The sequence below is a fragment of the Dolichospermum flos-aquae CCAP 1403/13F genome (assembly GCF_012516395.1).
GTDB classification, from domain to species: Bacteria; Cyanobacteriota; Cyanobacteriia; order Cyanobacteriales; family Nostocaceae; genus Dolichospermum; species Dolichospermum lemmermannii.
Genome location: NZ_CP051206.1, coordinates 3,499,933 through 3,525,366 on the forward strand (window position 1 = coordinate 3,499,933; position 25,434 = coordinate 3,525,366).

A 25,434-nucleotide genomic window follows, 5' to 3' on the forward strand; every position below is an offset into this window, starting at 1 on the left:
TGCAAATGAGTGTTTCTTATTTGCTCCCTGTTCCCTGTTCCCTCTTCCCTGTTCCCTTCTTTTGTAAGTGAATGAAAAAAAAACTAAATATGTAAGGAAAAGTCAAGTTGCCCAAAACCTCTTTTCTGTTCCCTTGCCATAACGACAATTTTTAACGCTACAGCACTTCCCGGTGTTATGAGGTACATATCTAGCGGGCAAGATGCCCGCACTACAAGAGTTTCATGATTCAACTTTGTACCTCATAAGAGCGGAAACCGCTGTAACCTACTTAATGACCTGATAACTACTATATCTATGTCGGTCTTTCTGATAAGTCATGCTTATTATATACAGATCCAGTATAATCTAACTGTACATTAAGAAACATATATTAAAGATAATTTGGGGTAGTTAACTTATACTGAATTATTAATTAATAATCACCGTTTTTTACTCTGATCAGGATCTTCCTATTAATTATCATTTAAGCATTCAGTCTTCAGCTATCAGTTTTCAATCCGGAAATACAGAATGTTAAATGTGTATAACTTTCAGGAAATAACTACTTCCTTTTCTCTACTATTACTGCTGATAGCTGAATGCTGACATCAAATATTAAATCAAGGTGATAACCGCTCAATTTGCCATTCTTCATCATTTAAACGAGTATATAGCAAGCGATCATGTAAACGACTTGATCTTCCTTGCCAAAACTCAATTTTTTGGGGAATCACGCGAAAACCACCCCAATGAGGAGGACGAGGAACTTCCTGATTTTCATATTTAAGCTGAAACTCCTGTAATTGTGCTTCTAAAATTTCTCTACTTGCAATTACTTCGCTTTGATTAGAAGCCCAAGCACCTAGCCGACTATATGCAGGACGAATTTCAAAATAGCTATCAGATTCTGCTGAAGAAATTTTTTCCACAGTCCCCACAATTCTCACCTGACGTTCTAGTTCAGCCCACCAAAAAACTAAAGCAGCATGGGGATTTACCGCAAGTTCCTGTCCTTTTTCGCTATTGTAATTAGTAAATAAGACAAACCCCCGTTCATCAAAATCTTTGAGTAATACCATTCTCGCCGAAGGCTGACCATCTGCTGTACAGGTAGCCAAAGTCATAGCATTAGGTTCAGGTAGCTGGGCTGCTAAGGACTGAGTAAACCAAATTTTAAATTGTGTAAACGGATTTGGATTAATTTCTTTTTCACTCAGATCTTGTAATGTGTAGTCTTTGCGAAGATCCGCTATGCTTGTATCCATTTTTGTGATTTCCTCAAATTTAGATTAGCTAGAAAAAATATTTATGATCAAAGTCAGTAAATTGTTTAGACAATAGGGAATGAATGGAAGTTACAGGAGTATGGCTAAAGCCACCCTGCGTTATCATTCCTTTCCTACCTCAAAAGCCCCTGCTTATACATTAAATCAGATGCGCCGTTCTGCTTCTCTGCAAACTCTATTAATTTATGGACTCAGTGGACCAATTATCGCCCTCAATATCTGGCTACTGTCTGTATTATTTCGTTTTTTCCAAAATCCAATTACTATTCTCAGTATTGCGGCAATTCTGGCTTTTTTACTGAATTACCCGGTTAAGTTACTTGAGAAAGTCAGAATTACCCGCACTCAAGCGGTAATCATTGTTTTACTACTAACTTTAACTTTGTTTATTGTTTTGGGTGTTACTCTCGTACCCATGCTAATTGACCAAACCATTCAACTTTTAAATAAGATTCCGGATTGGTTGGCGACTAGTCAAGCTAATTTAGATCACTTAGAAAGTTTAGCAAAGCAGCGGCGCTTATCTATAGACTTAAAGCTGGTAACAAATCAAATAAATGCTAATATTCAAAATCTGGTACAGCAAATAGCTTCAGGGGTAGTAGGATTTGCAGGAACACTATTATCAGGAATACTGAATGTAGTCTTAGTCATCGTTTTAGCTTTTTATATGCTTATATATGGCGATCGCGTTTGGTCTGGTTTAGTTAATCTGCTACCATCTAATATTGGTATTCCCTTTAGCCGATCATTGCAGTTAAATTTCCAAAACTTTTTCCTAAGCCAATTATTGCTGGGACTGTTCATGGTCATAGCCCTCACACCCATATTCTTATTTTTAAAAGTCCCATTTGCTCTCTTATTTGCCATTATAATTGGTATTTCTGGACTTATTCCCGTTGTTGGCGCAACTTTAGGCATTGGTTTAGTCACAATGTTAGTATTAATCCAAAATTGGTGGTTAGCCTTTCCAGTCGCTACAATGGCAGTTATCATGCAACAAATTAAAGATAATCTGTTAGCTCCAAAATTAATGGGTAATTTTATCGGACTCAACCCCCTGTGGATTTTTATCGCCATTTTAATGGGATTTGAAATTGCCGGATTATTAGGAACACTCGTTGCTGTGCCGATTGCTGGGACTATCAAAGGCACTTTTGATGCCATCAAAAGTAGTAACCATAGCGATTTTGTCTCAAATTTTCGAGTTAATTATGGCTCAGAATTTGAAGAAGATGAATAAGTTGGGCATGGGGTATTGGGCATTGGGCATTGAGAAAATTCTTCTTTCTTCTTTCTTCTTCCTCCTGATAGCGAAGCGTGGCGTTAGCCATACTCCTTCTTCCTGGTATTTTAAATTTTAAATTAATGGATGCAGCCGAATTATTAGAAACAATTACACACCTGATTGAGCAAGCTGAAAAAGGGGAAATTGACCCTTGGGACGTGCGAGTTATTGAGGTGATTGATCATTACTTGGAATTAATGTCCCCAGAAGCAAAAACTATCAGAGGCTACGAAAGTGACTTATCTCAATCTGGACAGGCTTTTTTATCAGCATCAATGCTCGTATTATTTAAAGCTAATACATTAGTTCAGTTATCAACAGTATATAATACTCCAGAAAAAGTTTTAGATGATACACTATTAGGAATTGAAGACGGCTTGTTATATCCGGCCCATCGTTTGCACCTAGAGCAACACTTGCGTCGTCGTCCGGCCGCTATGCCACCGCCAAAACGTCGGGTGACTTTGCAAGAGTTAATAGACCAGTTGCAAATTATGGCCAGCCAGCTAAAACTGGTAAAAAAAGTTGATAAACCTAGGCGGTTTAAAGGTCGGCCTAGTGTGCAGACCATGCGAGAAGCTCTAGAGTTAGCGCACCAAGAAAATTTAACCCAAGTCGCGTTAGAAATAGAGCAGGTGTTATATGGTGCTGCTAAAGAGCAAAATTCAGAGGAACAATATTGGAATCTAGAAGAACTGATAGATTTATGGATACAGACAAAACAACCAGAGAAAAATGGGGAGCATCATGAATCAGAACACGGTAACTTAGTTAGCGTTTTTTGGGCTTTACTACTGCTATCGGCTCAATCTAAGGTAGAACTATTTCAAAAAGAATTTTACCAGGAAATTCAAATCCGCCTACCTAGCTAAAAGCAAGGGGCAGGGGGAGAATAAATTTCTATCTATTCCAACTGACAACTGTACGGGCGAAGCATTTGGAGAACTATTTTTGGCAATGACCGATAATTCATCTTCCAAATGCTTCGCCCCTACTGACAACTGACAACTGTACGGGCGAAGCATTTGGAGAACTATTTTTGGCAATGACCGATAATTTATCTTCCAAATGCTTCGCCCCTACTAACAACTAACAACTGACTAAGGAATAAAATTTTATGAAAGCGATGATTCTTGCAGCGGGAAAGGGTACTCGTATCCGTCCCATCACATATACAATTCCCAAACCCATGATTCCTATTCTGCAAAAGCCGGTTATGGAATTTTTACTGGAGTTATTGCGCCAACATGGATTTGACGAAATTATGGTCAATGTCAGCCATTTGGCGGAAGAAATAGAAAGTTATTTCCGTGATGGTCAGCGGTTTGGAGTGCAGATTGCCTATTCTTTTGAAGGTAAAATTGATGATGATGGTAAACTCGTCGGCGAAGCTATTGGTTCGGCCGGAGGTATGCGGCGGATTCAAGACTTCTCACCATTTTTTGATGACACATTTGTAGTGTTATGTGGTGATGCTTTAATTGATTTAGATTTAACTGCGGCGGTAAAGTGGCATAAATCCAAAGGGGCGATCGCTACTATTATCACCAAATCAGTTCCCAAAGAAGAGGTTTCTAGCTACGGTGTGGTGGTTACTGACGAAAATAATCGCGTTCAAGCTTTCCAAGAAAAACCTTCAACAGAAGAAGCCCTTAGCACTAATATCAATACAGGTATTTATATTTTCGAGCCAGAAGTGTTTAAATATATACCCTCTGGAGTGGAATATGACATTGGTAGCCAGTTATTCCCCCAACTTGTAGCAGATAACGCCCCTTTTTATGCTATTCCCATGGATTTTGAATGGGTAGATATTGGTAAAGTTCCCGATTATTGGCGAGCAATTCGTGGTGTTTTATCAGGAGAAATTAAAAATGTCCAAATCCCCGGACATGAAGTCGCTCCCGGTATTTTTACTGGGTTAAATGTATCTGTAAATTGGGATAAAGTTGATATCACTGGACCTGTTTATATTGGGGGAATGACCAAAATCGAAGATGGGGCAAAAATTATTGGACCAGCAATGATTGGTCCAAATTGCTGGATTTGTAGTGGGGCTACTGTAGACAACAGTGTAATTTTTGAATGGTCGCGTTTAGCTCCAGGAGTCCGCTTAGTAGATAAGCTGGTGTTTGGGCGTTACTGTGTAGATAAGACGGGAGCATCTATTGATGTGCAAGCTGCGGCTTTAGATTGGCTAATTACTGATGCTCGGCAAACTCGACCTTCAGAAATACCTTTAGAACACCAAGCGATCGCTGAATTATTAGGAGCAAATGTTAATTAGTTAGTTGTCAGTTGTTCGTTGTCAGTTATTCGTTGTCAGTAGGGGCGAAGCATTTGGAAGATAAATTATCGGTCATTGCCAAAAATAGTTCTCCAAATGCTTCGCCCGTACAGTTGTCAGTTGTCAGTTGTCCGTTATCCGTTGTTTTTCTTTACCACTGACCACTGACCACTGACAACTGACAACTGACTATTAACTATTCAAGTAAGTATACCGTTGTAAACTTTGCTCATAAGTTTGTAGTAGTCGCTGAGATTCTGTTATAGTAATGTGCTGTTCTTCTAAAGCTCGCTCACACCGTTGGCGAATATTTTCTATCATGTCCTCAGCATCATACTGGACGTAGCTCAGAACTTCACTCATGGTATCGCCCTTGACAACGTGTTCAATTTGATAACCTTTGGGTGTTAAATTAATGTGAACAGCGTTAGTGTCACCAAAAAGATTATGTAAATTCCCCATAATTTCCTGGTACGCTCCATTCAGGAACATTCCCAGATAATAAGGTTTCCCCGGCTCAAATTCGTGCAGTTCTAACACTGATTTGACATCTCGCAAATCTATGAAGCGGTCTATTTTCCCATCACTATCACAGGTTAGATCCGCTAAAATTCCTCTCCGGGTTGGTTCTTCATCCAGACGATGTATAGGCATAATGGGAAATAGTTGATCTATCGCCCAACAGTCCGGTGCTGATTGAAACACGGAAAGATTGATATAATAAATGGAAGCCATGATTTTTTCTAGGTCTTCCAACTCATCAGGTACGTATTCTTCCTGACGGATCAGAGTTAAAACTTTTTGACAACAAGCCCAGTAAAGACGCTCGGCTTTAGCGCGTTCCTTGAGGCGCAAAATTCCTAAGTTAAAACGACTGATGGCTTCCTCTTTGAATTGAGCCGCATCGTGATAGAACTCTTGGTAATTTTCTTTGTTGATGGATTGGTAGGTTTCCCAGAGATATTTAATGATTGGGGATTCTCCCTCTTGGTGAGGAGAAGGGGGATCAAGGGGGACATCGCTGGTGCTGAGAACATCAAAGATTAAAACCGATTGGTGGGAAGAAATCGCCCGGCCACTTTCACTCACTAATGTTGGTACGGGAATATGCTTTTCATCACAGGTATCTTTTAACTCTGCCACGATGTCGTTAGCATAGTTTTGCATATTGTAGTTTTTCGAGGTGTAGAAGTTGGTTTGAGAGCCGTCGTAATCTACACCCAAGCCACCACCAACGTCTAAATATTTCATATCTGCCCCCAGCATGGCCAACTCCACATAAATGCGGCTGGCTTCTTGGATGGCATCTTTAATGACATTGATAGCAGAGATTTGAGAACCAATGTGAAAGTGTAATAACTGCAAAGAACCGAGTAAGTCGGCTGCACCTAATTTTTCCACAGCTTCCATAATTTCGGGAATTGTCAAGCCAAACTTAGCGCGATCGCCTGTGGAAGTTCCCCAACGCCCCATTCCCTGGGTACTTAATTTCGCTCTTACTCCCAAGATGGGTTTAATGCCTAATTGACGGCTGACCGCAATGGCCAAATCTACCTCTTCAATTTGCTCTAGGACGATCACTGGTGTTTGTCCTAGCTTCTGGGCTAACATCGCTGTTTCGATGTATTCCTGGTCTTTGTAGCCGTTGCAAATTAACAATGCGCCTGGCGTATCCAACAAGGCTAGAGCAATCATTAATTCTGGCTTAGAACCTGCTTCTAAACCAAATTGATGGGGTTTACCAAATCTCACTAAATCTTCGATCAGGTGGCGTTGTTGATTGCACTTAACGGGAAATACTCCCCGATATACCCCAGGATAGTTATAGCGAGCGATCGCTTTGGCAAAACAAGCATTTAATCGCTCAATTCGGTCTTCCAAAATATCAGAAAACCGGATTAACATGGGTAGCCCCAAATTACGCTGCTTTAAAGCATTTACCAACTCGAACAAGTCTAATGACCCACCACGTTCACCCTTGGGGGAGACAGTCACATGACCAGCCGCATTAATCGAAAAATAAGGCTTTCCCCAACCTTCAATCCGGTACAGGTCTTCACTGTTCTCAATTTTCCAAGGTAGAGGTAAATCTCCCGTAATTGGACTAGGGACTAGTAGTTGCTTCTGTTTTTGGCGTTTCAATTCAGCTTTATGCCCATTAGACGGCATTTTCACAATTTCATCAGCGGTTGACTCGACACCCATTTCTTCCTGACCTCTGTGGTTGCCTACGAAAATAATAATTTAACAAAATAGTTCTGGTGAGGGATATACAACTAGAAATAATTTCTGATTAAGAATTAGTAATTAGGGGCTGCTGAATAAACCTAGAACTGAGATATATCAAGAGTTTGAAGGTAAAAAAGGTGAATCAGGTGCAAGGAATAAGGGTTGAAATCAGCAAAAACCTATCACTTGACCAGATTCAATACTATTCTTCTCTTCTTCTAATTCTTCCTCCTGACTCCTGACTCCTGACTCCTAGCCCTCACAGACAACTTTTTCAGCACCCCCTAATTATAAATATCGTCATTACCATGGTGCGCTACCCGTAGAGGGGTAAGTAAGCCTTGCTGCGTCTTTACTAGCCAGAAAAGAAGACAATTTTTTTCTCGTTCCCTTATCTCTGCAATTTTTCGGGAATATTCACAAGACTACTAGACAAAAGACATCAATACAACTGACAATTAACCCATCAAAATTTGATTATGTTTTTGGAGACAGATTTGGAACGCACATTTTTAGCAATTAAACCTGACGGTGTACAACGCGGCTTGGTGGGTGAAATTATCCGCCGATTTGAAACTAAGGGCTTTACCCTAGTGGGCTTAAAGTTTATGAAGGTTAGTAAAGAATTAGCGGAAAAACATTATGATGTTCACCGTGAAAGACCTTTTTTCCCTGGTTTAGTGGAATTTATCATTTCTAGTCCAGTGGTAGCCATGGTTTGGGAAGGCGAGGGCGTTGTGGTAGCAGCCAGAAAAATTATTGGCGCAACCAACCCTTTAACAGCAGAACCAGGCACAATTCGCGGCGATTTTGGCGTTAATGTCGGTCGCAACCTCATTCATGGTTCTGATGCTCAAGAAACCGCCCAAACAGAAATTGCGCTGTGGTTTAAGGAAGAGGAATTGGTTGCTTGGCAACCTCATTCCGCACCTTGGTTAAATGAGTAATTAGGGATGGGTAATGGGTAATGGGTAATGGGTAATAAAACTGTTACCTGTTACCTGTTCCCTACCTAATTACTTCAAGACTTCGGCTTTTTCCTTTTCTTCTGGAACTAATTCCACAACGGTGCGTTTAGAGAAGCCCCAGGCTAAGATGATACCAATAGCTGTCACCATGAGCCATTGTGGTGGGACTAAATCATCGTTGATGACTTTTAATAACAGACGTAAACCTACAAACGCTACAGTGATGTAACCTGCGTCTTCTAAGTTTGCATATTCATCTAACCAGCGGATAAATAATCCAGCCATGAATCGGAGGGTGACAATACCGATGGTTGTACCAGTGATTACTAACCATGTTTCTTGAGAAACGGCGATCGCTGTGGTTACACTATCCAAGGAAAAGGCTAAATCGGTAAAGGCAATCACGGGTATAGCTTGCCACAGAGATTTAAAACGTGGTCCGTGATGGTGATTGGATTCGTCTTCTTGAGAGCTAAAGTGTTGGAATACTAGCCATAAGAGATAACCAGCGCCCAATAGTTCAAATTGCCAAAATTTTTGTACCCAAGTAGCTGTTAACAATAGGGTGATTCGGAGGACATAAGCAAATACTAAACCAATGTTTAGGGCTTGACCTTCTAGTTTTTTGTCTTCTAGTCCTTGGGCGATCGCAGCGAGGGCGATCGCATTATCAGCCGATAGCACTGCCTCTAAAAACACTAAGATTAAGAGGACTATAGAAGCTTCGATGCTGAAATGAAAATCTAGGTAATTAAATATTTGGTCTAACATTCCAATTTCTCAGGCAAAAATCAATAATTTACAGAATTAGAGCTTAAAAGTTTTTCTTGTAGAAAGCACAACAAATTACTACTTTCATCTATTTTAACTTGCATTTAGCCTAGTTTTAATGAGTAATTTCCGTCACCACTCTAAACTAGATAACTAAAAGTTAGCATACTTATATTCATAAATTGACTTTATCATCTTATTTACCTGATATGTCATATCTTCCTGACATTTTGGTAATTCTTATTATTAACTATTATTTTCCTCATTCATTCCACAGGATTTCCACAGGTAATTTTGTAGTTTTCCACAGATGTTTGACGAGTTAATCAGCTATTGCTGACTTATTGGGGATTGTGAATTTTTCACTACTAACAGGCTTGATAACCGAGTTTTCATGAAGTTATGTAACAAAAATATAGTTATAAGCCTGATTAATTCGTCAAGATTTATTTTTGACTGCTAATTGTTAACATTTCGCAGCATTGACAAATCCACCTGTTGTGAGCGCAAAATGATGAGTCTTAGTTTGATTCCCTTAGGCATCTGCATTTTGTATTTTGGTTTATTTTAATTTCCTTCCCTACTTTCCTCACAGGGGATGAATCAGCCCTCAGTCAAACTGAACACAAGTAACTTCTCTTGATTAATCTACAGGAAAATTTTATGAACACAACAGTTCCTCTCTTTACCGAAATTCCCGAAACATTACAGGAATCCATGAACAACTATCTGCAAAGCCATCCTGATTGGGATCAAACCCGCGTATTAACAGCGGCTTTATCGCTATTTTTGCTGCAAAATGGCGAAAGCGATCGCCGAGCGGCTCGTGTTTACTTAGAAACTTTATTTCATCAATAATCCGGATAAATACTGGATTAAATTAATAAACCAACTCTGTTTCTGTTCACAACATTTTGCGTTGATAGCATAAATTTTGCAGCCCTGCTCCCACGCCTTCAAGGCATGGGAGCGGCGGAAGTTTAGAGATAGTAGTCAAGTTTTAGTTAGAAGTAGCGCATTCAAATTTGTACCCTACACCACGGATAGTGTGAATTAATGTTGATTGAGTCGGATCGATTTCAATTTTCTTACGAATTTGACCAATATGGACATCTACAACCCGTTGATCCCCAACATATTCATAGTCCCAAACTTTTTGGATCAGTTCAGATCGTCGCCAAACTCTAGCTGGATGACTAGCTAAAAAATATAATAAGTCAAATTCCAGAGCAGTTAAGAGAATGGGTTCGCTATTAAGCATTACTTCCCGTCCTATGGAATCAATAGTTAGTTTGTCAAAGATAAGACGTTGCTGTTCTGCATTAGTTACAACCCGCTGCCGCCTTAAAATTGCTGCTACTCTAACTTCTAACTCTCCTAAACCAAATGGCTTAGTGAGATAGTCATCAGCACCTTTAGAAAAACCGCGAATTTTATCCGCTTCGTCTGTCCTGCTAGTCAGTAGTAGCACAAATACACCACTACGACTCTGCATTTCTTGACAGAGGTTAAAACCAATCACATCCGGCAAATTAACATCTAGAATTACTAAATCAGGGTTAAATTGCTCAAACATACTTAGACCAGTCTTACCATCTTCGGCAGACTCAACTTGATAATTTTGTTTGAGTAAAAAGCGTTGGATTAAATTCCGAACCGCAGGATCGTCGTCAATTACAAGAATCTTGGCAGCAGCCATGGCTATTATTTTTTACAGAAGTACATAGAATTAACAAAGATGATTGCGTAAAAACGCAGGTTTTACTTTGGCAGTAATTCAAAATTTACGGGGGATAGGGATGATTATCCTGATTATTTCTATAAACCGTAATTTTTATTGTGAATATTGAAGAGGTAAATATGCTGGTATAGCAGGAGTTAGGGGAGGAGGAGAGTAGTTTCCCGACTTCAGCCCACAGTCCTGAGTATTCAAATTTTCAACAATCTTAAAACCACAATTTTCTTATGTGCGGTTGCCCCGACTCATGCTATTATTGTGGTAGATGGATAAAATTGCCTACTTTCTCTAATGCAGGTAGCTACTTGTCTAATTGTTGTCTTTATTTCTATAAAATCTAAAGTTGTTTTTCTGTAAAATAAAAAGTGCCGCTGATTAAGGCTAAAGTAATAACCTCCCATGAGTGATCAAAGTCCCTACGAAAAACTTGGGGTATCAGAAGACGCAAGCTTCGATGAAATTCAGGATGTTCGGAATCGCCTGTTAGAACGACATGGTGGTGATGGCAATGTCCGAGAAGTTATTGAAGCTGCTTATGATGCGATTCTAATGGAGCGCCTGCGGATGCGCCAAGAAGGTAAAATTAAAGTGCCTGAACGCATCCGGTTTCCAGAAAAGCGAGTTCGATCTTCTCCCCAAACAAGTCAAACCCTTGGTCAGCAGTCTCCTGCATGGCTAAAGCGGAGTATAGATCAGCCTACGTTAACTGATGTACTGCTACCAGGAGCTTGGTATCTGGGTTTAAGTGCAACTAGTGTGTTATATCCCGGTGGTAGCGGACAGGTTTTACAACTGTCCTTGGTAGTTGGGGTAGCTATTGGTGTTTACTTCCTCAATCGCAAGGAAGGAAAATTTGGTAGAGCGGTTTTATTCACGTTAGTTAGTTTAATTGCTGGCTTAATCGCTGGCGGTCTACTTGCTGGCTTAACATTACCATTACCATTGATAACTTTGACAGCGAATCAGTTTTCGACGCTGTTGACTTTTATATTGATGTGGTTAGTAAGTAGCTTTTTACGTTAGGTAATGGGTAATTGGTTAATGACCGATTACCCATAATTTTTTTATTGTTTGAGGATAAAATCTACAGCCGTTTTTAAATCGGTCACAATCATATCAGGTTGATAAAATGCTAGTTGGCTGCGATCTCGGATACCCGACTCAACTGCAATAATTTTGATATCGTGTTTTTTGGCAGCAGTAATGTCGGCTTCTGTGTCTCCCACCATCCAAGTATCAGCCGCAGGGGGGAGTTCAGCTAAGGCTCTAGCCATTAATAATGGTTTATCTTCGACATCACGAGTTTTTACATAGTCGTTACTTAGGCAATAACGACGGGTTTCTGGGAAAAACTGGCTCAAATTATATTGATTAAAAGCATAATCTAATTCTCGTACCCGTCGCATTGTCATCACGGCTAAATCAACACCGGCTGCTTGAACTTTGGTGAGTGTTTCTAATGCAGTGGGAACAAGGACATCATACTGGAAATAGGGGAGGGTGTGGACTATTTGTTTACGGATTTGGGAAAATTCTTGCCCTTGTTGGGCATCTAAACCTGATTGTAGAGCAATTTGGAGTTCGGGAGTGTGCGATCGCTTGAGTTGCCAAAATTCGGCTTTAGAAAGTTCTGTAATTGTTTGTTGAGGATATCGGGTTTTCTCTAAACACAATTGATAAACACGGTAGTAGCGTTCTGAAACATCCATGATTGGACCGTCAAAGTCAGTAATTAATCTCAGCATGAGTAGATAATTGGATATAGATCCCCGACTTCTCAAAGAAGTCGGGGATCTGGGTATTACATCAATAATTGTAACTGTGAACCTTGCTGATTTTTACTCACTTCGATTCGGGCTTGGAAGGCTTCTTTGAGGTGGGGCATATGGGTTACAGTGAGGATACAGGCAAAATCAGCGGATATGGCGTTAATTGCCGCAATTAAGCGATCGCATCCTTCCCCATCTTGAGTCCCAAAACCTTCATCTATTACTAATAATTGTAATGATGCTCCTGCTCTTTGCGCTAATAATTTTGCTAAAGCTAAACGAATCGCAAAGTTAATTCTAAAAGCTTCTCCTCCTGAATAAGTTTCATAGGATCTCGTTCCTCTGGAATCAGCAATTAAAATATCTAATGTATCTATCAATTTAGCATTTTTCTTACTTGATTTGCCACTGCGTCCCGCTTTTTGGGTGATAAATTGGACGTGAAATTGATTCGCACTCAATCGAGAAAGTAATTGATTAGCTTCTGCTTCCAATTGGGGTAAAATATTTTCAATCATTAAAGCTTGAATCCCATTTTTGCCAAAAGCTTGAGCTAATTCTTGATAAACACGCTGTTGTTGTTTACAAATTTGCACCTGTTGGATATCTTGTTCATATTGATTTTGCAAAGTTTCTAATTGCAGAGACATTTGTTTTAATTGTCCCAACTGAGATATTTTATTATCTAGTTCCCGTCTCCGGTTTGCTAATTGTTGTTCTAAAGCATTAATTTGGGCTGTTGGGTTCGCACTATCGGTTAATTGTTTAACCATATTATCAATTTGTTGAGTTAATATTTCTCGTTCTTTGAATATTCTTTGCAATGAATCTTCCAAATCTTGACTTTTATGACTTAATTGAGGATATTGTGCTTGTGCTGATAATAATTGTTGATGACGTAATTGCCAACCTTGCCCTTGTCGCACACCTTGACGCAGATAATTATGCTGTTCTGAACTATAGCCAATTTCGGCAATTTGCTTTTCTAAAATAGCGATTTCTTTCGCACAATCAGAATCAGTTTGTCCTTGTTGCAGTTGCAATTGTAATTGAGCAATATTCGCTGTTAATTCTGGTTTTCTAGCTATTAATTGTCCTTGGCGTTTTAAGGCATCCTTAATTTGTCCTTGTTTAATTTCTGCCCAACGTAATTTATCCACATCACTACGGGCAAGAACGTGGTCTTGTTCACTATAATTAAGTTGCTGGAGATATTGATCTAATTGCTGAATTTCTATTTGTTTTTCTGGTGCATAATCACCGGTTTCTAAGGAATTTTCTAAATGTTGTTTTTCAGAAATAATTTGCAGTAACTGTTGTTGGACATCACTTGTAGCTTCTAACTGTGCTGCTAATTGTCCCCGTTTTTCTCGCAATGAATCATAACCTGATAACTTTTGGTCTATTTCTCGATATTCTTGTCTGAGTACCTGAATTTCCCGATCTGAAACCGCTATTTGTTCCCGCACTACCCAAAATTGTCCTTGAGTATCTTCATATTCTAATTGGGTTTTTTCGATAACTTTACTCCAATGATGTTCATCTAAAGGACGTTCACATAAAGGACAACTAGCATCAGGATTTTGTAACATTTGCAATTTTTGTTCTAGTTCTCCTAATAACTTTTCATAATCTCCTCGGTGAGCTTGTAACCGTTCCAGAAAATGTCGTCTTTCCTGTCCTTTTTCCTTGACTCTTTGGAGATAAACTCGCTTTTTATCTAATTCTTCAATTTGCGTTCCTATCTCTATTACTGCTTGTTGTAATTGGGGTTGACGATGGTGTTGATTTTGTAATTGTTTTTCTGTGGCTTGCATTTGCTCCAATCGCGCTACTAGACTAGCATGAGTGCGATCTAATTGACTTTGCAAACTGGCTCTTTGTTGTAATAATGGTGTTACCTGCATTTGCAATTGATCTAAGTTAGTCAAATGCTGACGAGCGGTATTTAATTGTAATATAGCTGTTTCGATATCCCCAGATTTACTCAAGGTTTGGGAAATTTCTTGTTCTTGTTGTTCTAAAGCTGCTAATTGAGCTTCAGCTTGTTGTAATTGACGTTCTAGATCTTGAGTTTGTTTATATAACTGTTGTTGTTTTTGTTGTTTTAAATTGGTAGCGCGGGTATGTTGTTCAAATTTAGCTGCAAAAATTTCTTCTTGAGATTGCAGACTTTGATATTGAGTATAACCGGCTTGAATATCAACTTGTTGATTGATAATCTTTTCTAAATCTGTTAATTGGGATTTTACGGAAATTTGTTCTTGTTGTAAGCGATCGCTATCTTGGTTCAGATTATCATATCGTTGCCGCACAAAATTTAATTGTTGTTCCCAACTTTGTCTTTGATGTTGGATAACTTGTAAACTTTGTAATTGAATATTTTCAAAAGCTTGTACTTGTTGTAAATTATTCAATTGCGCTTCTAACTCAGCGCGTTGAGTTTCCGTTGTTTCCCGTTGTTGTAGTTGAATTTTAATATTCGCTAAAGAATTTTCTAAATCTTCTCCTCGGATTCTATAAAGTTTAGATTTATCCTTAGCGCGTTCTTCTAACTCATCATACTGATTTAGTTTTAATAACTCCGCCAAAATTTCCTTGCGTTCAGCAGGACGTTTGAGCATAAATTCATCGGCTTTCCCCTGACGCAAATAAGCTGAATTAATAAAAGTCTCATAATCTAGCTTAATATGTTCGAGAATGACATCCTGAGTGGCTTTTAATCCCTTACCCGTCAAAGGACGAAACCCAGCAGGAGTTTCAATTTGAAATTCCAAAATACTAGTTCCACCTCTTACCCGGTTGCGAATTACCCGATAAGTTTGCAAACCACTCTGGAAAGTGAAATCAATTCGGACTTCTTGTGCGCCAGAATGAATCACATCATCCTCAATAGTAGCACGGCTTTCACCCCAAATTGCCCAAGTGATAGCTTCTAAAAGGGAAGATTTCCCCGCACCATTAGAACCACAAATACACGCCGTATGCAAGCCGCTAAAATCTAAAGCTGCGTCACGGTAACTAAGAAAGTTTTTGATGATAAGTTGGACTGGAATCATTCAGGCTATAGCGCCACATTTACAATTTTGATTGTTAACAGTACAGATGCACTTAGTTTTTAGTTTAGTCATGTAATTAGCAGGTTTCTAGTCTTGAAGACATCAATTTTACAAAAATTTACAATATTGGGACAACTTTTTCCAAATGTCATCTGATGTCATCGTCAGATATTCTGTTTTTGTTGTCAAAAATGCGTTTATTGATACTATAGGTAATAAGTGTGCTAAAACCATAATCAGACTTAATTCTATGGACTTTGACAAAAAAGCCCTCAGCGAACGCGACATCTGTACTAAATACATCACTCCTGCCATAGTGCAAACCGCAGGATGGGATTTACATAGCCAAATCCGTGAAGAATACACCCTCACCGCAGGACGGGTTTATGTGAGGGGTAAATTAGTCACAAGAGGAGAAAGTAAACGCGCTGATTATATTCTCTTCTACAAACCTAATCTCAAAATTGCTGTCATTGAAGCCAAAGATAATAACCACAGTGTGGGAAGTGGAATGCAGCAAGCGCTTAATTATGCAGAAATGTTAGATATACCTTTTGTTTATAGTTCCAATGGTGACGCATTTTTAGAACATGATAGAACTGTGACATCAGGAATAATGGCAAGAGAAATTCCTTTAGATAAATTTCCCACACCAACAGAATTATGGCAACGTTACTGTAAATGGCGCAATATTGATGATGAATTACAGCCTATTGTTACTCAAAGTTATTATGATGATGGCAGTGGTAAATCACCCCGTTACTATCAAGAAATAGCTATTAATAAAACTGTAGAAGCCATTGCTAAAGGTGAAAACAGGGTATTATTAGTTATGGCTACAGGTACGGGTAAAACCTTCACAGCTTTTCAAATTATTTGGCGGTTATGGAGATCTAAACATAAAACTAGAATCCTATTTTTAGCAGATAGAAATATTCTCATAGACCAGACTAAAACCAATGATTTTAAACCCTTTGGTTCTCCGATGACGAAAATAACTAAACGTCAGGTAGATACAGCTTATGAAATTTATTTAGCCCTTTATCAAGGTGTATCAGGAACAGAAGAATCTAAAAATATATATAAACAATTCACTAGGGGATTTTTTGATTTAATTGTAATTGATGAATGTCATCGTGGTAGTGCGGCTGATGATTCTGCATGGCGAGAAATTTTAGAATACTTTTCTGCTGCTACCCAAATCGGTTTAACAGCTACACCCAAGGAAACTAAAGAGGTTTCTAATATAGATTATTTTGGCCAACCCATTTATACTTATTCTTTGAAACAAGGGATAGAAGATGGATTTTTAGCCCCTTATAAAGTTGTCAGAATTGACATTGATAAAGACTTAGAAGGCTGGCAACCAGCACCGGGAGAATTAGATAAATATCATCAATTAATTGATGATAAACTTTACACCCAAAAAGACATTAACCGCACATTAATATTAGAAAATCGAGATATTTTAGTAGCGAAAAAAATTACCGAATTTCTCAAAGCTACCAACCGTTTTGATAAAACCATTGTTTTCTGTGAAGATATAGACCACGCCGAAAGAATGCGCTGTGCCTTAATTAATGAAAATAGTGATTTAGTTTCCCAAAATCGTAAATATATTATGCGAATTACGGGAGATGATGAACAGGGAAAAGCAGAATTAGATAATTTCATTTTACCAGAAAGTCCCTATCCAGTGATTGTGACGACATCTAAATTAATGACTACAGGAATAGATGCCCAAACCTGTAAATTAATTGTTTTAGATAAAAATATTGGTTCAATGACTGAGTTTAAACAAATCATTGGTAGAGGGACAAGAATTAATGAAGAATTTGATAAAACATATTTCACAATTATAGATTTCAAAAAAGCTACTAAAAAGTTTAATGATGAAGATTTTGATGGCAAACCTGTACAAATATATGAGCCAAAAACAGGGGAATCTCCTGTACCTCCAGATGATGATAATGGTAGTACAGATAATGGAGACAGTAGAGATAATATTGATGATTTACCAGAAAAAACAGGACAAAAGCGAGTTAAATTTGTACCTGTAGGTGTGGATGCTGCAATAGTTTCTGAAAGGACTCTTTATTATGGTAAAGATGGTAAATTAATCACCGAATCTATTAAGGACTATACCCGGAAAACTGTCCAACAAGAATTTACGACTTTAGATAAATTTCTCCGTCGTTGGAATGCAGCAGCACAGAAACAAGCTATTATTCAAGAATTGCATGAACAGGGAATTTTATTAGAAGCATTAGCACAAGAAGTGGGGAAAGATTTTGATCCTTTTGATTTAATTTGTCATGTGGCTTTTGACAAACCGGCTTTAAGTCGGAAAGAAAGGGCGAAAAAGGTGCGTCAGCGTGATTATTTTCATCAATATAGTGAAAAAGCCCGTGCGGTTTTAGATGCACTTTTAGATAAATATGCAGATGAGGGAATTGAAAATATTGAAAATATAAATGATTTAAAAGTGCAACCGTTTGATAAAATAGGTACACCTATAGAAATTGTCAAATTATTTGGTAATAAACAAAAATATTTAGAAGCATTACAGGAGTTAAAAAATCAACTTTATATGGCATCATGAAATATGAATTACTGAATATATCTGTGTAGTTATCTGTTAGTTTCCACACCCGCCCAGAAATGAATTTCCGGGCTAATAGCTAAAGTAAACTAAAGTTTACTCAAAGATTCTCAGGTTATTTAGTCATCAAAAGACAACTTTTGCTATGAGACTGGGAATATGGCTAACGCCACGCTGCGCTATCATTCCCAGGCGGGCTATTTCTCGTTCCCATACTCTGTATGGGAATGAATTTTAGAAGGCTCTGCCTTCAATGATACTAGAGGTAGAACCTCTTGATAGCATTCCCAGTCAGAGACTGGGAACGAGATAATAAATAAAACAAAAAAATAGTCGGTTTTAACCGACTTTAGCTTTGAGACGGGGAATTTATTCCCCGGCTGGCTGACTGGCTGACTCAAGTATCTGGCATAATAGCCAATAGTGCATAACTCTATCTCTATCAACAAATGTCAATCAGTACCACAATTAAAACTATTCAAGACATCATGCGTAAAGATGCGGGTGTGGATGGTGATGCCCAACGCATTAGTCAATTAGTATGGATGATTTTTCTCAAGATTTTTGACGACAGAGAAGAAGAATATGAACTGTTAGATGATGATTACCATTCTCCCATTCCAGAGGCTTTAAGGTGGCGGAATTGGGCTACAGACTCGGAAGGAATGACGGGGGATACTTTACTTGATTTTGTGGATAATGTTTTATTCAAAACTCTAAAAGACGCGAATACCTATCAAGATAAAAACCCTCGCGGGTTTGTTATTAAGGCGGTATTTGAGGATGCCTATAATTATATGAAAAATGGCACTCTTATCCGGCAAGTAATTAATAAATTAAATGAAATTGATTTTAATAGTTCCCAAGATAGGCATTTATTTGGCGATATTTATGAACAAATACTTCGTGATTTACAAAGCGCGGGTAATGCTGGAGAATATTACACTCCCCGTGCTGTAACTCAGTTTATGGTGGATATGATTGACCCTAAATTGGGAGAAAGAATTTTAGATCCGGCTTGCGGTACGGGAGGATTTTTAACTTGTGCTTTAGAACATATTAAAAATAAATATGTAAAGACTTCAGATGATAGCGAAAAATTACATAAGTTAATTAGAGGTGTGGAGAAAAAACCCCTACCTCATTTATTGTGTATGACGAATATGTTATTGCATGGTGTGGAAGTTCCAGCGATAAGTCATGATAATACTTTATCTCGACCTTTGCGAGATTATAAACCCAGTGATAGGGTAAATGTAATTATTACTAATCCGCCTTTTGGTGGTATGGAAGAAGATGGAATTGAGTCTGGTTTTCCGGCTACTTTCCGTACTAAAGAAACGGCTGATTTATTTTTATTATTGATTAGTCATTTATTACAAGATGGGGGACGGGGTGGTATTGTTTTACCAGATGGAACTTTATTTGGTGAAGGTGTGAAAACCCGCATTAAAGAAAAGTTGTTGGAGGAATGTAATTTACATACTATTGTTCGTTTACCGAATGGGGTTTTTAGTCCTTATACTGGCATTAAAACTAATTTATTATTCTTTACTAAAGGTCAACCTACTCAAGAGATTTGGTATTATGAACACCCCTATCCACCGGGTTATAAGTCCTACTCGAAAACTAAGCCCATTAGGATTGAAGAATTTGCACCGGAGAAGGCTTGGTGGGACAATAGAATAGAATCTGAATTTGCTTGGAAAGTTCCTATTCAGGTGATTAAGGATAATGGCTATAATTTAGATATTAAAAATCCGCACACGGTTGATTTTGAACATCGAGATGTGGAGGAAATGTTGGAAGAATATGCAAGTCTTTTAGATGATTTGGGTGATACTCGCAATAGTTTAAAACGGGAATTGATGACGGCTTTAGGGGGTGAATTTGTATGAAGTTAGAAACGTTTTTTAAACATTTTGATTTGTTGGCTGAAGCCCCTAATGGTGTGCAGAAGTTACGGGAATTGATTTTAGATTTAGCTGTGAGAGGTAAGTTAGTGACCCAAGATGCAAATGATGAACCTGCGGCGGTTTTGTTGGAGAGAATTAAGAAAGAGAAGGAACGGTTAGTTAAAGATGGAAATAATAAACAATCAAAGCCTTTACCGAAAATTACACCAGATGAAATTACATATAAAATACCTAAAAAATGGGAATGGATACGCATAGGTGAAATAGCTTTAATACAGGGTGGTAAACGATTACCTAAAGGATCATCATTTTCAATTCAGCCTACTTCACATATTTATATCCAAGTAACTAATATGAAGAATGGAACTATTATAGATAATGGACTAAAATATATAGATGATAATGTGTATCAGCCAATAAAAAAATATATTATTGAGCGCGATGATTTATATATTACTATAGCAGGAACTATTGGACAAGTAGGAGAAGTTCCTGAATTTTTCAATAAAATGAATTTAACAGAAAATGCAGCGAAAATTGTATTTCAAGGGTTAAATAAAAAATATTTTCTTCTGGTACTTAGTTCTAATATAGTTCAACAGCAATTCAAAGATAAGACCAATCAACAGGCACAACCAAAATTAGCAATCAAACGCATTGCTGATGCTATTATTCCCATACCCCCACTCAATGAACAAAAACGCATAGTTACAAAAGTAGATGAATTAATGAAACTGTGCGACGAATTAGAAGCACGTCAAAAAAAGAAACAAGAAACCCGCATATTAATAAATAATGCAGCTTTAAACAAACTCCTCACTGCTGACACACCAGAGACTTTCACCAAAAATTGGCAACGCATTGGCGATAATTTTGACCTTCTCTACAGTGCGCCAGAAAATATTGGTAAATTGCGTCAAGCTATTCTCCAACTGGCTGTTATGGGTAAGCTAGTTCCGCAAAATGCAAATGATGAACCTGCGGCGGTTTTGTTGGAGAGAATTAAGAAGGAAAAGGAACGGTTAATTAAGGAAGGGAAGGTTAAGAAAGAGAAATCATTAACTGAAATTATAGCGGATGAATTAGAATATAATATTCCTCAACAATGGGCTTGGTCGAGGTTAACAGATATTTGTGAACTGATTACAGACGGAACGCACCAAACCCCAAATTATACAGATACAGGTAGAATTTTTCTATCTGCCCAAAATGTTAAACCATTCCGTTTTATGCCAGAGGTTCATAGATTTGTATCCGAAGCTGATTATCAGGGTTATATCAAAAGTCGTAAACCTGAATTTGAGGATATTTTACTAACGCGAGTTGGTGCAGGAATTGGAGAAGGTGCTGTTATTGATCAAAAGCTTGACTTTGCTATTTATGTAAGCGTAGCACTAATTCGACCAGTTAAAAACTTTATAGATCCTTACTACCTTACAATTTGGCTTAACTCACCTAGCGGAACTCATAAGTCTTCCATAAATACTTATGGAAAAGGAGTTTCACAAGGTAATTTAAATCTAGGACTAATTAGAAAATTTATAGTTTCACTTCCACCATATCAAGAACAAAAACGCATAGTTTCCAAAGTAGATAAATTAATGAAACTATGTGATGAACTAGAAAGCAAACTAACACAAACTCAAACAGAGAGCGAAAAAATCATCAACGCTGCTGTTAAACAATTATTAATGGTGTAGGTTGGGTTGAGGTAGGTTCACGAAGTGTGGCGAAGCCATAACCCAACATTTGGGGGATTTTGTTGGGTTTGGTCTTCGTTCTACCCAACCTACGAAAATTAAATTAATATTTTATTCCATAAGGGTGGCGGTAGAAGCATTATTTTCTGAAAATTAGTAATATAATAATGAAAGATATTAAGGAGTTAATGATATGCAAATAAAACTTAAATCAAAAGTTGATGCAGAAGGTAAATTATTTTTACAACTTCCTCAACGATTAGCTCTAAAAACCAATTAAAAAAAGAAAACGTAAGTAAGCAGCGCTTATGCTTAATTAACAATTCTCCAGAAACTATCCTAGCCAACCCACGTCACCATACATATCACATATTATGGGCAATCTTATCATGAGTCGTTCTACCCGTTGGCAATCTCGCACCGCTGCACTCATGGCCATAGCCATTACCACTGGTGCAGCTACCCCGTTATTATCTTTTAGTCCTGTTCTGGCACAAGGATACAATCTCAATCAATCGCGGACAATTAGTATTCCCGCTAACGTAACTTTACCTGTTACCTACGACAAGGAAAAAGTTATTGTCAAACCGGGTGAAACATTAGCCCTAACTCTGAAAATAGCTGACAATGTTACTGATAGCAACAGAAATATTTTAATTCCTGCCAATACTGAAGTGATTGGTGAATTACAACCAGTAATATTAAATACTCGATCTTCTGGGAATAATCAGCAAGGTGTTCGTTTTGTAGCCAGAGAATTAGTATTTCCTTCTGGACAACGACAACAGATTTTTGCTAATTCCCGAACTATAACCAAAACAGAAACAATTACCAAGGGATCAAGCACTGGACAAATATTAACTGATGCTGCTATTGGTGCCGGTGCAGCTAGTGTGATTTCCCTAATTACAGGTAACAAGAAAATTGAAGTTTTAGAGCCTGTAGGTGGTGCAGCAGCGGGTGCTTTAGCTAGTATCCTATTACGGAAACCAAAAGCTGATGTTTTTGTCCTCAGACCAGAACAAGATCTAGCTATTACCCTGACTTCAAATTTGGTGATCACTCGTCAATAGAGTTAAGTAGGTTAGCATTGAAAATCGTCGTTATGGCACTAGGCAAGAGGCAAGAGGCAAGAGTGAAGAGGGTTTGGCCGATTTTACTTTTCGTTACATATTACTCTTCGAGAAGCCGCTTCGCGTCTACGGTTTTTTTCCGTTCACCTACTTAATAGTTTTGAAGTTGTGAATTTTATAATACGAATAAAGCGATTGTTTCCCTGAATTATGGGGCAATGTCGCTTTATTTTTATGTAAAAACTATTTTTATTCTCTAAGAGGTTGTTTGAAAAGTATTATATCAAACCCGTAATCTCCAAAAACCTAACCCCCCTACCCCCATTCCCTTGCAGGGAAGGGGGGTTTTAAAGCCTCTCCCCTTGCAGGGGAGAGGTTTGGAGAGGGGTCAGTCTATACATTCAAAACTTTTCAAACATCCTCTAAGCATATATCCAATTAAATATAAAACTTCTATCACTTAATCAACAGACTGTAGCCAAATTATAAATGTAGTTCCTGGGATATGCGGTAATGTGATAATTGAGTGAATGGCCGGACTAAAAACCTCTATACTTCCCTGCATTTCTGCTATTAGCTGTTTAGCAATACTAATTCCTAAACCAGTTCCGGGTATTTCTGTTTTTGCCTGTACACCTCGATAATGTCTTTCTCCAAGATGTTCTAAATCTTCTGGAGGAATACCAGGACCTGTATCACTAATAGCAATACCTTGTAAATTTCCTTTTTGTTGCCCACATTGGACTAAGATTTTTCCACCGGGGGGAGTATATTTCAAAGCATTATCTATAATATTACTCAACACTTCTGTTAATGCTTTTTCATTCACTTTTACTAAAGGTAAATAGTGGGAAATTTCCGTAATTAATTGTAAATTTCTTTCTTGGGAAATAGCTTGAGCCGATATTAATAAAGGTGCTAATAAATCTGCTAGACAACAATCAGTTAATTGTTCTCCTGTTCCTGGCAATAATAATGCAGGTTTAACTGGCTTTTGCACATTTTCATTAATAACAACCTTTGATTCTGGTAGAGGTAGAGGTGCTAAATCTGCTGTATTTAAATCAATAACCTGATCAAATTGTTGCAATAGTTCTTGCAAGCGATCGCTCTCCCTGACTATACTGGTTGCTACTTCCCGATTAGGATCAACCGGTCGCATTCGCTTAAATAGTAACTTACCAAAGGTGCGGATAGCAGTTAAAGGGTTACGAAACTGATGCAAAAGATTGTCTAATAAATCCCGTTGTCTCTCTTGCAAAATTTGTTCTTGCTGGAGTTGGTGTTGCAACCAAGCCCGGCGTTGGTCTAAAATGCAAGCGATCGCTAAAGTTTTGGCAATGCGTTCAATTTCCCCCTCTTCCCGTTGATTCCATTCCCTATCGTCCCTCGCAGTCACCAATAAGCCCATCATTACACCCTCATAAATCAGGGGTAAAACAATTTGGTTATGACTGAGTAAGTATTCATCCTGTTCATCGTGTAAGTTTTGTTTTTCTGTTGTTTCCGATTCCACCGACGGATGAGAAGATACAGAAGTCGGTTTTAATAACCTCGGTTGCTGATTTGGGAATGCTAAAACATTAGCAAGCCTTACAGAATAGCTATTCTCTGGTTCACCATATTCATTACTAGAATTTAATGCTATAGTCTCTGGATACACCATTACCGGAATTAGTCGCGCCTCACTTATAGGCTTTTCTACCAGTTCCTGTGTTAAATAAACTACCGTAAAAGATGCCCCCATTCCTTGGGTTAGCAGGGCTATTTGTTCTCGACATAGAGCAAGGAAATCAGAACTGGCAGACATTAGCATGAGTTCAGGAATCTAGGAGGAAGAAAGAATCTAGGAGTCACCGAGTCAGGAGTCACCGAGTCAGGAGTCACCGAGTCAGGAGTCACCGAGCAAGGAAGAAGAAAATTACCCAGTCCCCAGTCCCCAGCCCCCAATCAAGGCCTATAGCTATCTAGTTTAATCTGGTAATGGGGGAAGAGGTAACAAGTAATGGCTGAAAAGGCAGCGATTTTTTAATTTTTAATTCTTGATTTTTAATTGTTTTTTCCCCAGTTGTATCAAAACATTAAAAACTATTGATTTTTTGAGATAGAACTTATATAATGACGACGGATTTTGTAGCCATAACTACAGTCTATAGCTTGAAACAGGAGGACAATAGGTTGGCACGGAGACGTAAGCGGAAGAGTCGTCGGAGGCAGGAAGGACGGCGCATACTTGAGCATATTCCTCAGTACAGCATTGAAAGTGGCGAAGATAAACCTGTGACAGCAGCAAGAAAATTTATTCAAGCTGAAGGTATTTTGCCACCCGCGCTGCTACTAGTAAAACGTAATGAACATACAACAGACCGTTATTTCTGGGCGGAAAAAGGTCTGTTTGGCGCTCAGTACGTAGAAGAGAATCATTTCTTGTTCCCTAGTCTTAGGACTTTAGAATCACCAACAGCACAAGAACCTGTTGCTGTTGCTGTTGCTGTTGCCAGTAACTAAACAACAAATGACCATCATATCTTGTAAGTGTGACTCCTGACTCTGTGAATAATTAACTGGTAATTTTGACCAGGTTATTCGAAAATTCCTTTTTTTAATTTTGTTGTTGAATTTGCCAGTAGGGTTTAAATGAATTCTCTCAAGTCATGGCATAATTAATTCCTCATCAACTAAATTTGGTTAGATGAATCAGTTTATTATCAGCTTATACACCAAGAGAATAGCGACAGAGCCAAGGTCATCCAAAAAATGAAGCAT

At 38.2% G+C, this 25,434-nt stretch carries 20 protein-coding genes; 12 read left to right on the forward strand and 8 right to left on the reverse strand.

The genetic code is table 11. The annotated features are described in order from the left end of the window. Window positions 1–602: 602 nt before the first annotated feature. On the reverse strand, window positions 603–1,247 hold the full coding sequence (pdxH, locus tag HGD76_RS16870; RefSeq protein WP_168696473.1) for a pyridoxamine 5'-phosphate oxidase: 645 nt from the start codon (window positions 1,245–1,247) through the stop codon (window positions 603–605). 169 nt (window positions 1,248–1,416) lie between these two features. Between pdxH and HGD76_RS16875 the strand changes: the two genes are divergently transcribed. Both HGD76_RS16875 and HGD76_RS16880 read left to right on the forward strand, forming a co-directional pair. Further along, window positions 1,417–2,511 carry an AI-2E family transporter gene (locus HGD76_RS16875; RefSeq protein ID WP_148766729.1) on the forward strand — a complete coding sequence of 365 codons (1,095 nt, stop codon included), beginning with the start codon at window positions 1,417–1,419 and terminating at the stop codon, window positions 2,509–2,511. Between the two features lie 125 nt (window positions 2,512–2,636). Then, window positions 2,637–3,428, forward strand: coding sequence for a segregation/condensation protein A (locus tag HGD76_RS16880; protein ID WP_168696474.1), 792 nt, complete (start codon window positions 2,637–2,639; stop codon window positions 3,426–3,428). Here HGD76_RS16880 and HGD76_RS25485 read toward each other — a convergent pair. Next, complete coding sequence (locus tag HGD76_RS25485; RefSeq protein WP_233466902.1) at window positions 3,417–3,557, reverse strand: hypothetical protein; 141 nt, start codon at window positions 3,555–3,557, stop codon at window positions 3,417–3,419. The two genes, HGD76_RS16880 and HGD76_RS25485, sit on opposite strands and share 12 nt — an antisense overlap. Before the next feature lie 116 nt (window positions 3,558–3,673). Here HGD76_RS25485 and HGD76_RS16890 point away from each other — a divergent pair, with 116 nt between their 5' ends. Further along, entirely contained in the window at window positions 3,674–4,843 is a 1,170-nt protein-coding gene (locus tag HGD76_RS16890; RefSeq protein ID WP_168696475.1) for a nucleotidyltransferase family protein, read from the forward strand. A gap of 32 nt (window positions 4,844–4,875) precedes the next feature. Then, window positions 4,876–5,004, forward strand: a complete 129-nt coding sequence (locus HGD76_RS25935) for a hypothetical protein (protein WP_267904259.1) — start codon at window positions 4,876–4,878, stop codon at window positions 5,002–5,004. 31 nt (window positions 5,005–5,035) lie between these two features. Here HGD76_RS25935 and speA read toward each other — a convergent pair whose 3' ends face one another. Beyond that, complete coding sequence (speA, locus tag HGD76_RS16895) at window positions 5,036–7,048, reverse strand: biosynthetic arginine decarboxylase (protein ID WP_168696476.1); 2,013 nt, start codon at window positions 7,046–7,048, stop codon at window positions 5,036–5,038. A gap of 521 nt (window positions 7,049–7,569) precedes the next feature. Here speA and ndk point away from each other — a divergent pair. Continuing rightward, window positions 7,570–8,019, forward strand: a complete 450-nt coding sequence (gene ndk, locus HGD76_RS16900; protein ID WP_168632752.1) for a nucleoside-diphosphate kinase — start codon at window positions 7,570–7,572, stop codon at window positions 8,017–8,019. 69 nt (window positions 8,020–8,088) lie between these two features. Here ndk and HGD76_RS16905 read toward each other — a convergent pair whose 3' ends face one another. After that, on the reverse strand, window positions 8,089–8,811 hold the full coding sequence (locus HGD76_RS16905) for a MeeY/MeeF family manganese export membrane protein (protein WP_168696477.1): 723 nt from the start codon (window positions 8,809–8,811) through the stop codon (window positions 8,089–8,091). Window positions 8,812–9,474: 663 nt separating this feature from the next. Here HGD76_RS16905 and HGD76_RS16910 point away from each other — a divergent pair. After that, complete coding sequence (locus HGD76_RS16910) at window positions 9,475–9,669, forward strand: DUF2811 domain-containing protein (RefSeq protein WP_168696478.1); 195 nt, start codon at window positions 9,475–9,477, stop codon at window positions 9,667–9,669. Between the two features lie 142 nt (window positions 9,670–9,811). On the opposite strand, the gene HGD76_RS16915 is transcribed toward HGD76_RS16910, so the two are convergent. Beyond that, on the reverse strand, window positions 9,812–10,510 hold the full coding sequence (locus HGD76_RS16915; RefSeq protein WP_015080127.1) for a response regulator transcription factor: 699 nt from the start codon (window positions 10,508–10,510) through the stop codon (window positions 9,812–9,814). Between the two features lie 438 nt (window positions 10,511–10,948). On the opposite strand from HGD76_RS16915, the gene HGD76_RS16920 reads away from it, so the two are divergent. Beyond that, window positions 10,949–11,572 carry a CPP1-like family protein gene (locus HGD76_RS16920; protein WP_168696479.1) on the forward strand — a complete coding sequence of 208 codons (624 nt, stop codon included), beginning with the start codon at window positions 10,949–10,951 and terminating at the stop codon, window positions 11,570–11,572. A gap of 41 nt (window positions 11,573–11,613) precedes the next feature. On the opposite strand, the gene HGD76_RS16925 is transcribed toward HGD76_RS16920, so the two are convergent. Together HGD76_RS16925 and sbcC are read right to left on the reverse strand one after the other, a co-directional pair. Next, a complete protein-coding gene (locus HGD76_RS16925) occupies window positions 11,614–12,294 on the reverse strand; it encodes an HAD family hydrolase (RefSeq protein ID WP_168696480.1) in 681 nt (226 codons plus the stop codon). Between the two features lie 56 nt (window positions 12,295–12,350). Then, window positions 12,351–15,377, reverse strand: a complete 3,027-nt coding sequence (gene sbcC / locus HGD76_RS16930; RefSeq protein WP_168696481.1) for an exonuclease subunit SbcC — start codon at window positions 15,375–15,377, stop codon at window positions 12,351–12,353. A 250-nt stretch (window positions 15,378–15,627) separates the two neighbouring features. On the opposite strand from sbcC, the gene hsdR reads away from it, so the two are divergent. From hsdR to HGD76_RS16950, 4 genes are all read left to right on the forward strand, one after another. Then, entirely contained in the window at window positions 15,628–17,979 is a 2,352-nt protein-coding gene (hsdR, locus tag HGD76_RS16935; RefSeq protein ID WP_168697475.1) for an EcoAI/FtnUII family type I restriction enzme subunit R, read from the forward strand. Window positions 17,980–18,428: 449 nt separating this feature from the next. Beyond that, the gene (locus HGD76_RS16940; protein ID WP_168696482.1) at window positions 18,429–19,877 is read left to right on the forward strand and encodes a type I restriction-modification system subunit M; all 1,449 of its coding nucleotides are present in this window, start codon (window positions 18,429–18,431) and stop codon (window positions 19,875–19,877) included. Beyond that, complete coding sequence (locus HGD76_RS16945) at window positions 19,874–21,595, forward strand: restriction endonuclease subunit S (protein ID WP_168696483.1); 1,722 nt, start codon at window positions 19,874–19,876, stop codon at window positions 21,593–21,595. Before HGD76_RS16940 ends, HGD76_RS16945 begins: the two co-directional genes overlap by 4 nt. A gap of 389 nt (window positions 21,596–21,984) precedes the next feature. After that, a complete protein-coding gene (locus tag HGD76_RS16950; RefSeq protein ID WP_168696484.1) occupies window positions 21,985–22,668 on the forward strand; it encodes a conjugal transfer protein TrbI in 684 nt (227 codons plus the stop codon). 460 nt (window positions 22,669–23,128) lie between these two features. Here HGD76_RS16950 and HGD76_RS16955 read toward each other — a convergent pair whose 3' ends face one another. After that, window positions 23,129–24,484 (reverse strand): sensor histidine kinase, encoded by a 1,356-nt coding sequence (locus tag HGD76_RS16955; protein ID WP_168653750.1) that lies wholly within the window; start codon window positions 24,482–24,484, stop codon window positions 23,129–23,131. A 362-nt stretch (window positions 24,485–24,846) separates the two neighbouring features. On the opposite strand from HGD76_RS16955, the gene HGD76_RS16960 reads away from it, so the two are divergent. Beyond that, window positions 24,847–25,176: a DUF3155 domain-containing protein gene (locus HGD76_RS16960; RefSeq protein ID WP_015080139.1), complete on the forward strand. Its 330-nt coding sequence runs from the start codon at window positions 24,847–24,849 to the stop codon at window positions 25,174–25,176. The last annotated feature ends 258 nt before the right edge of the window (window positions 25,177–25,434 follow it).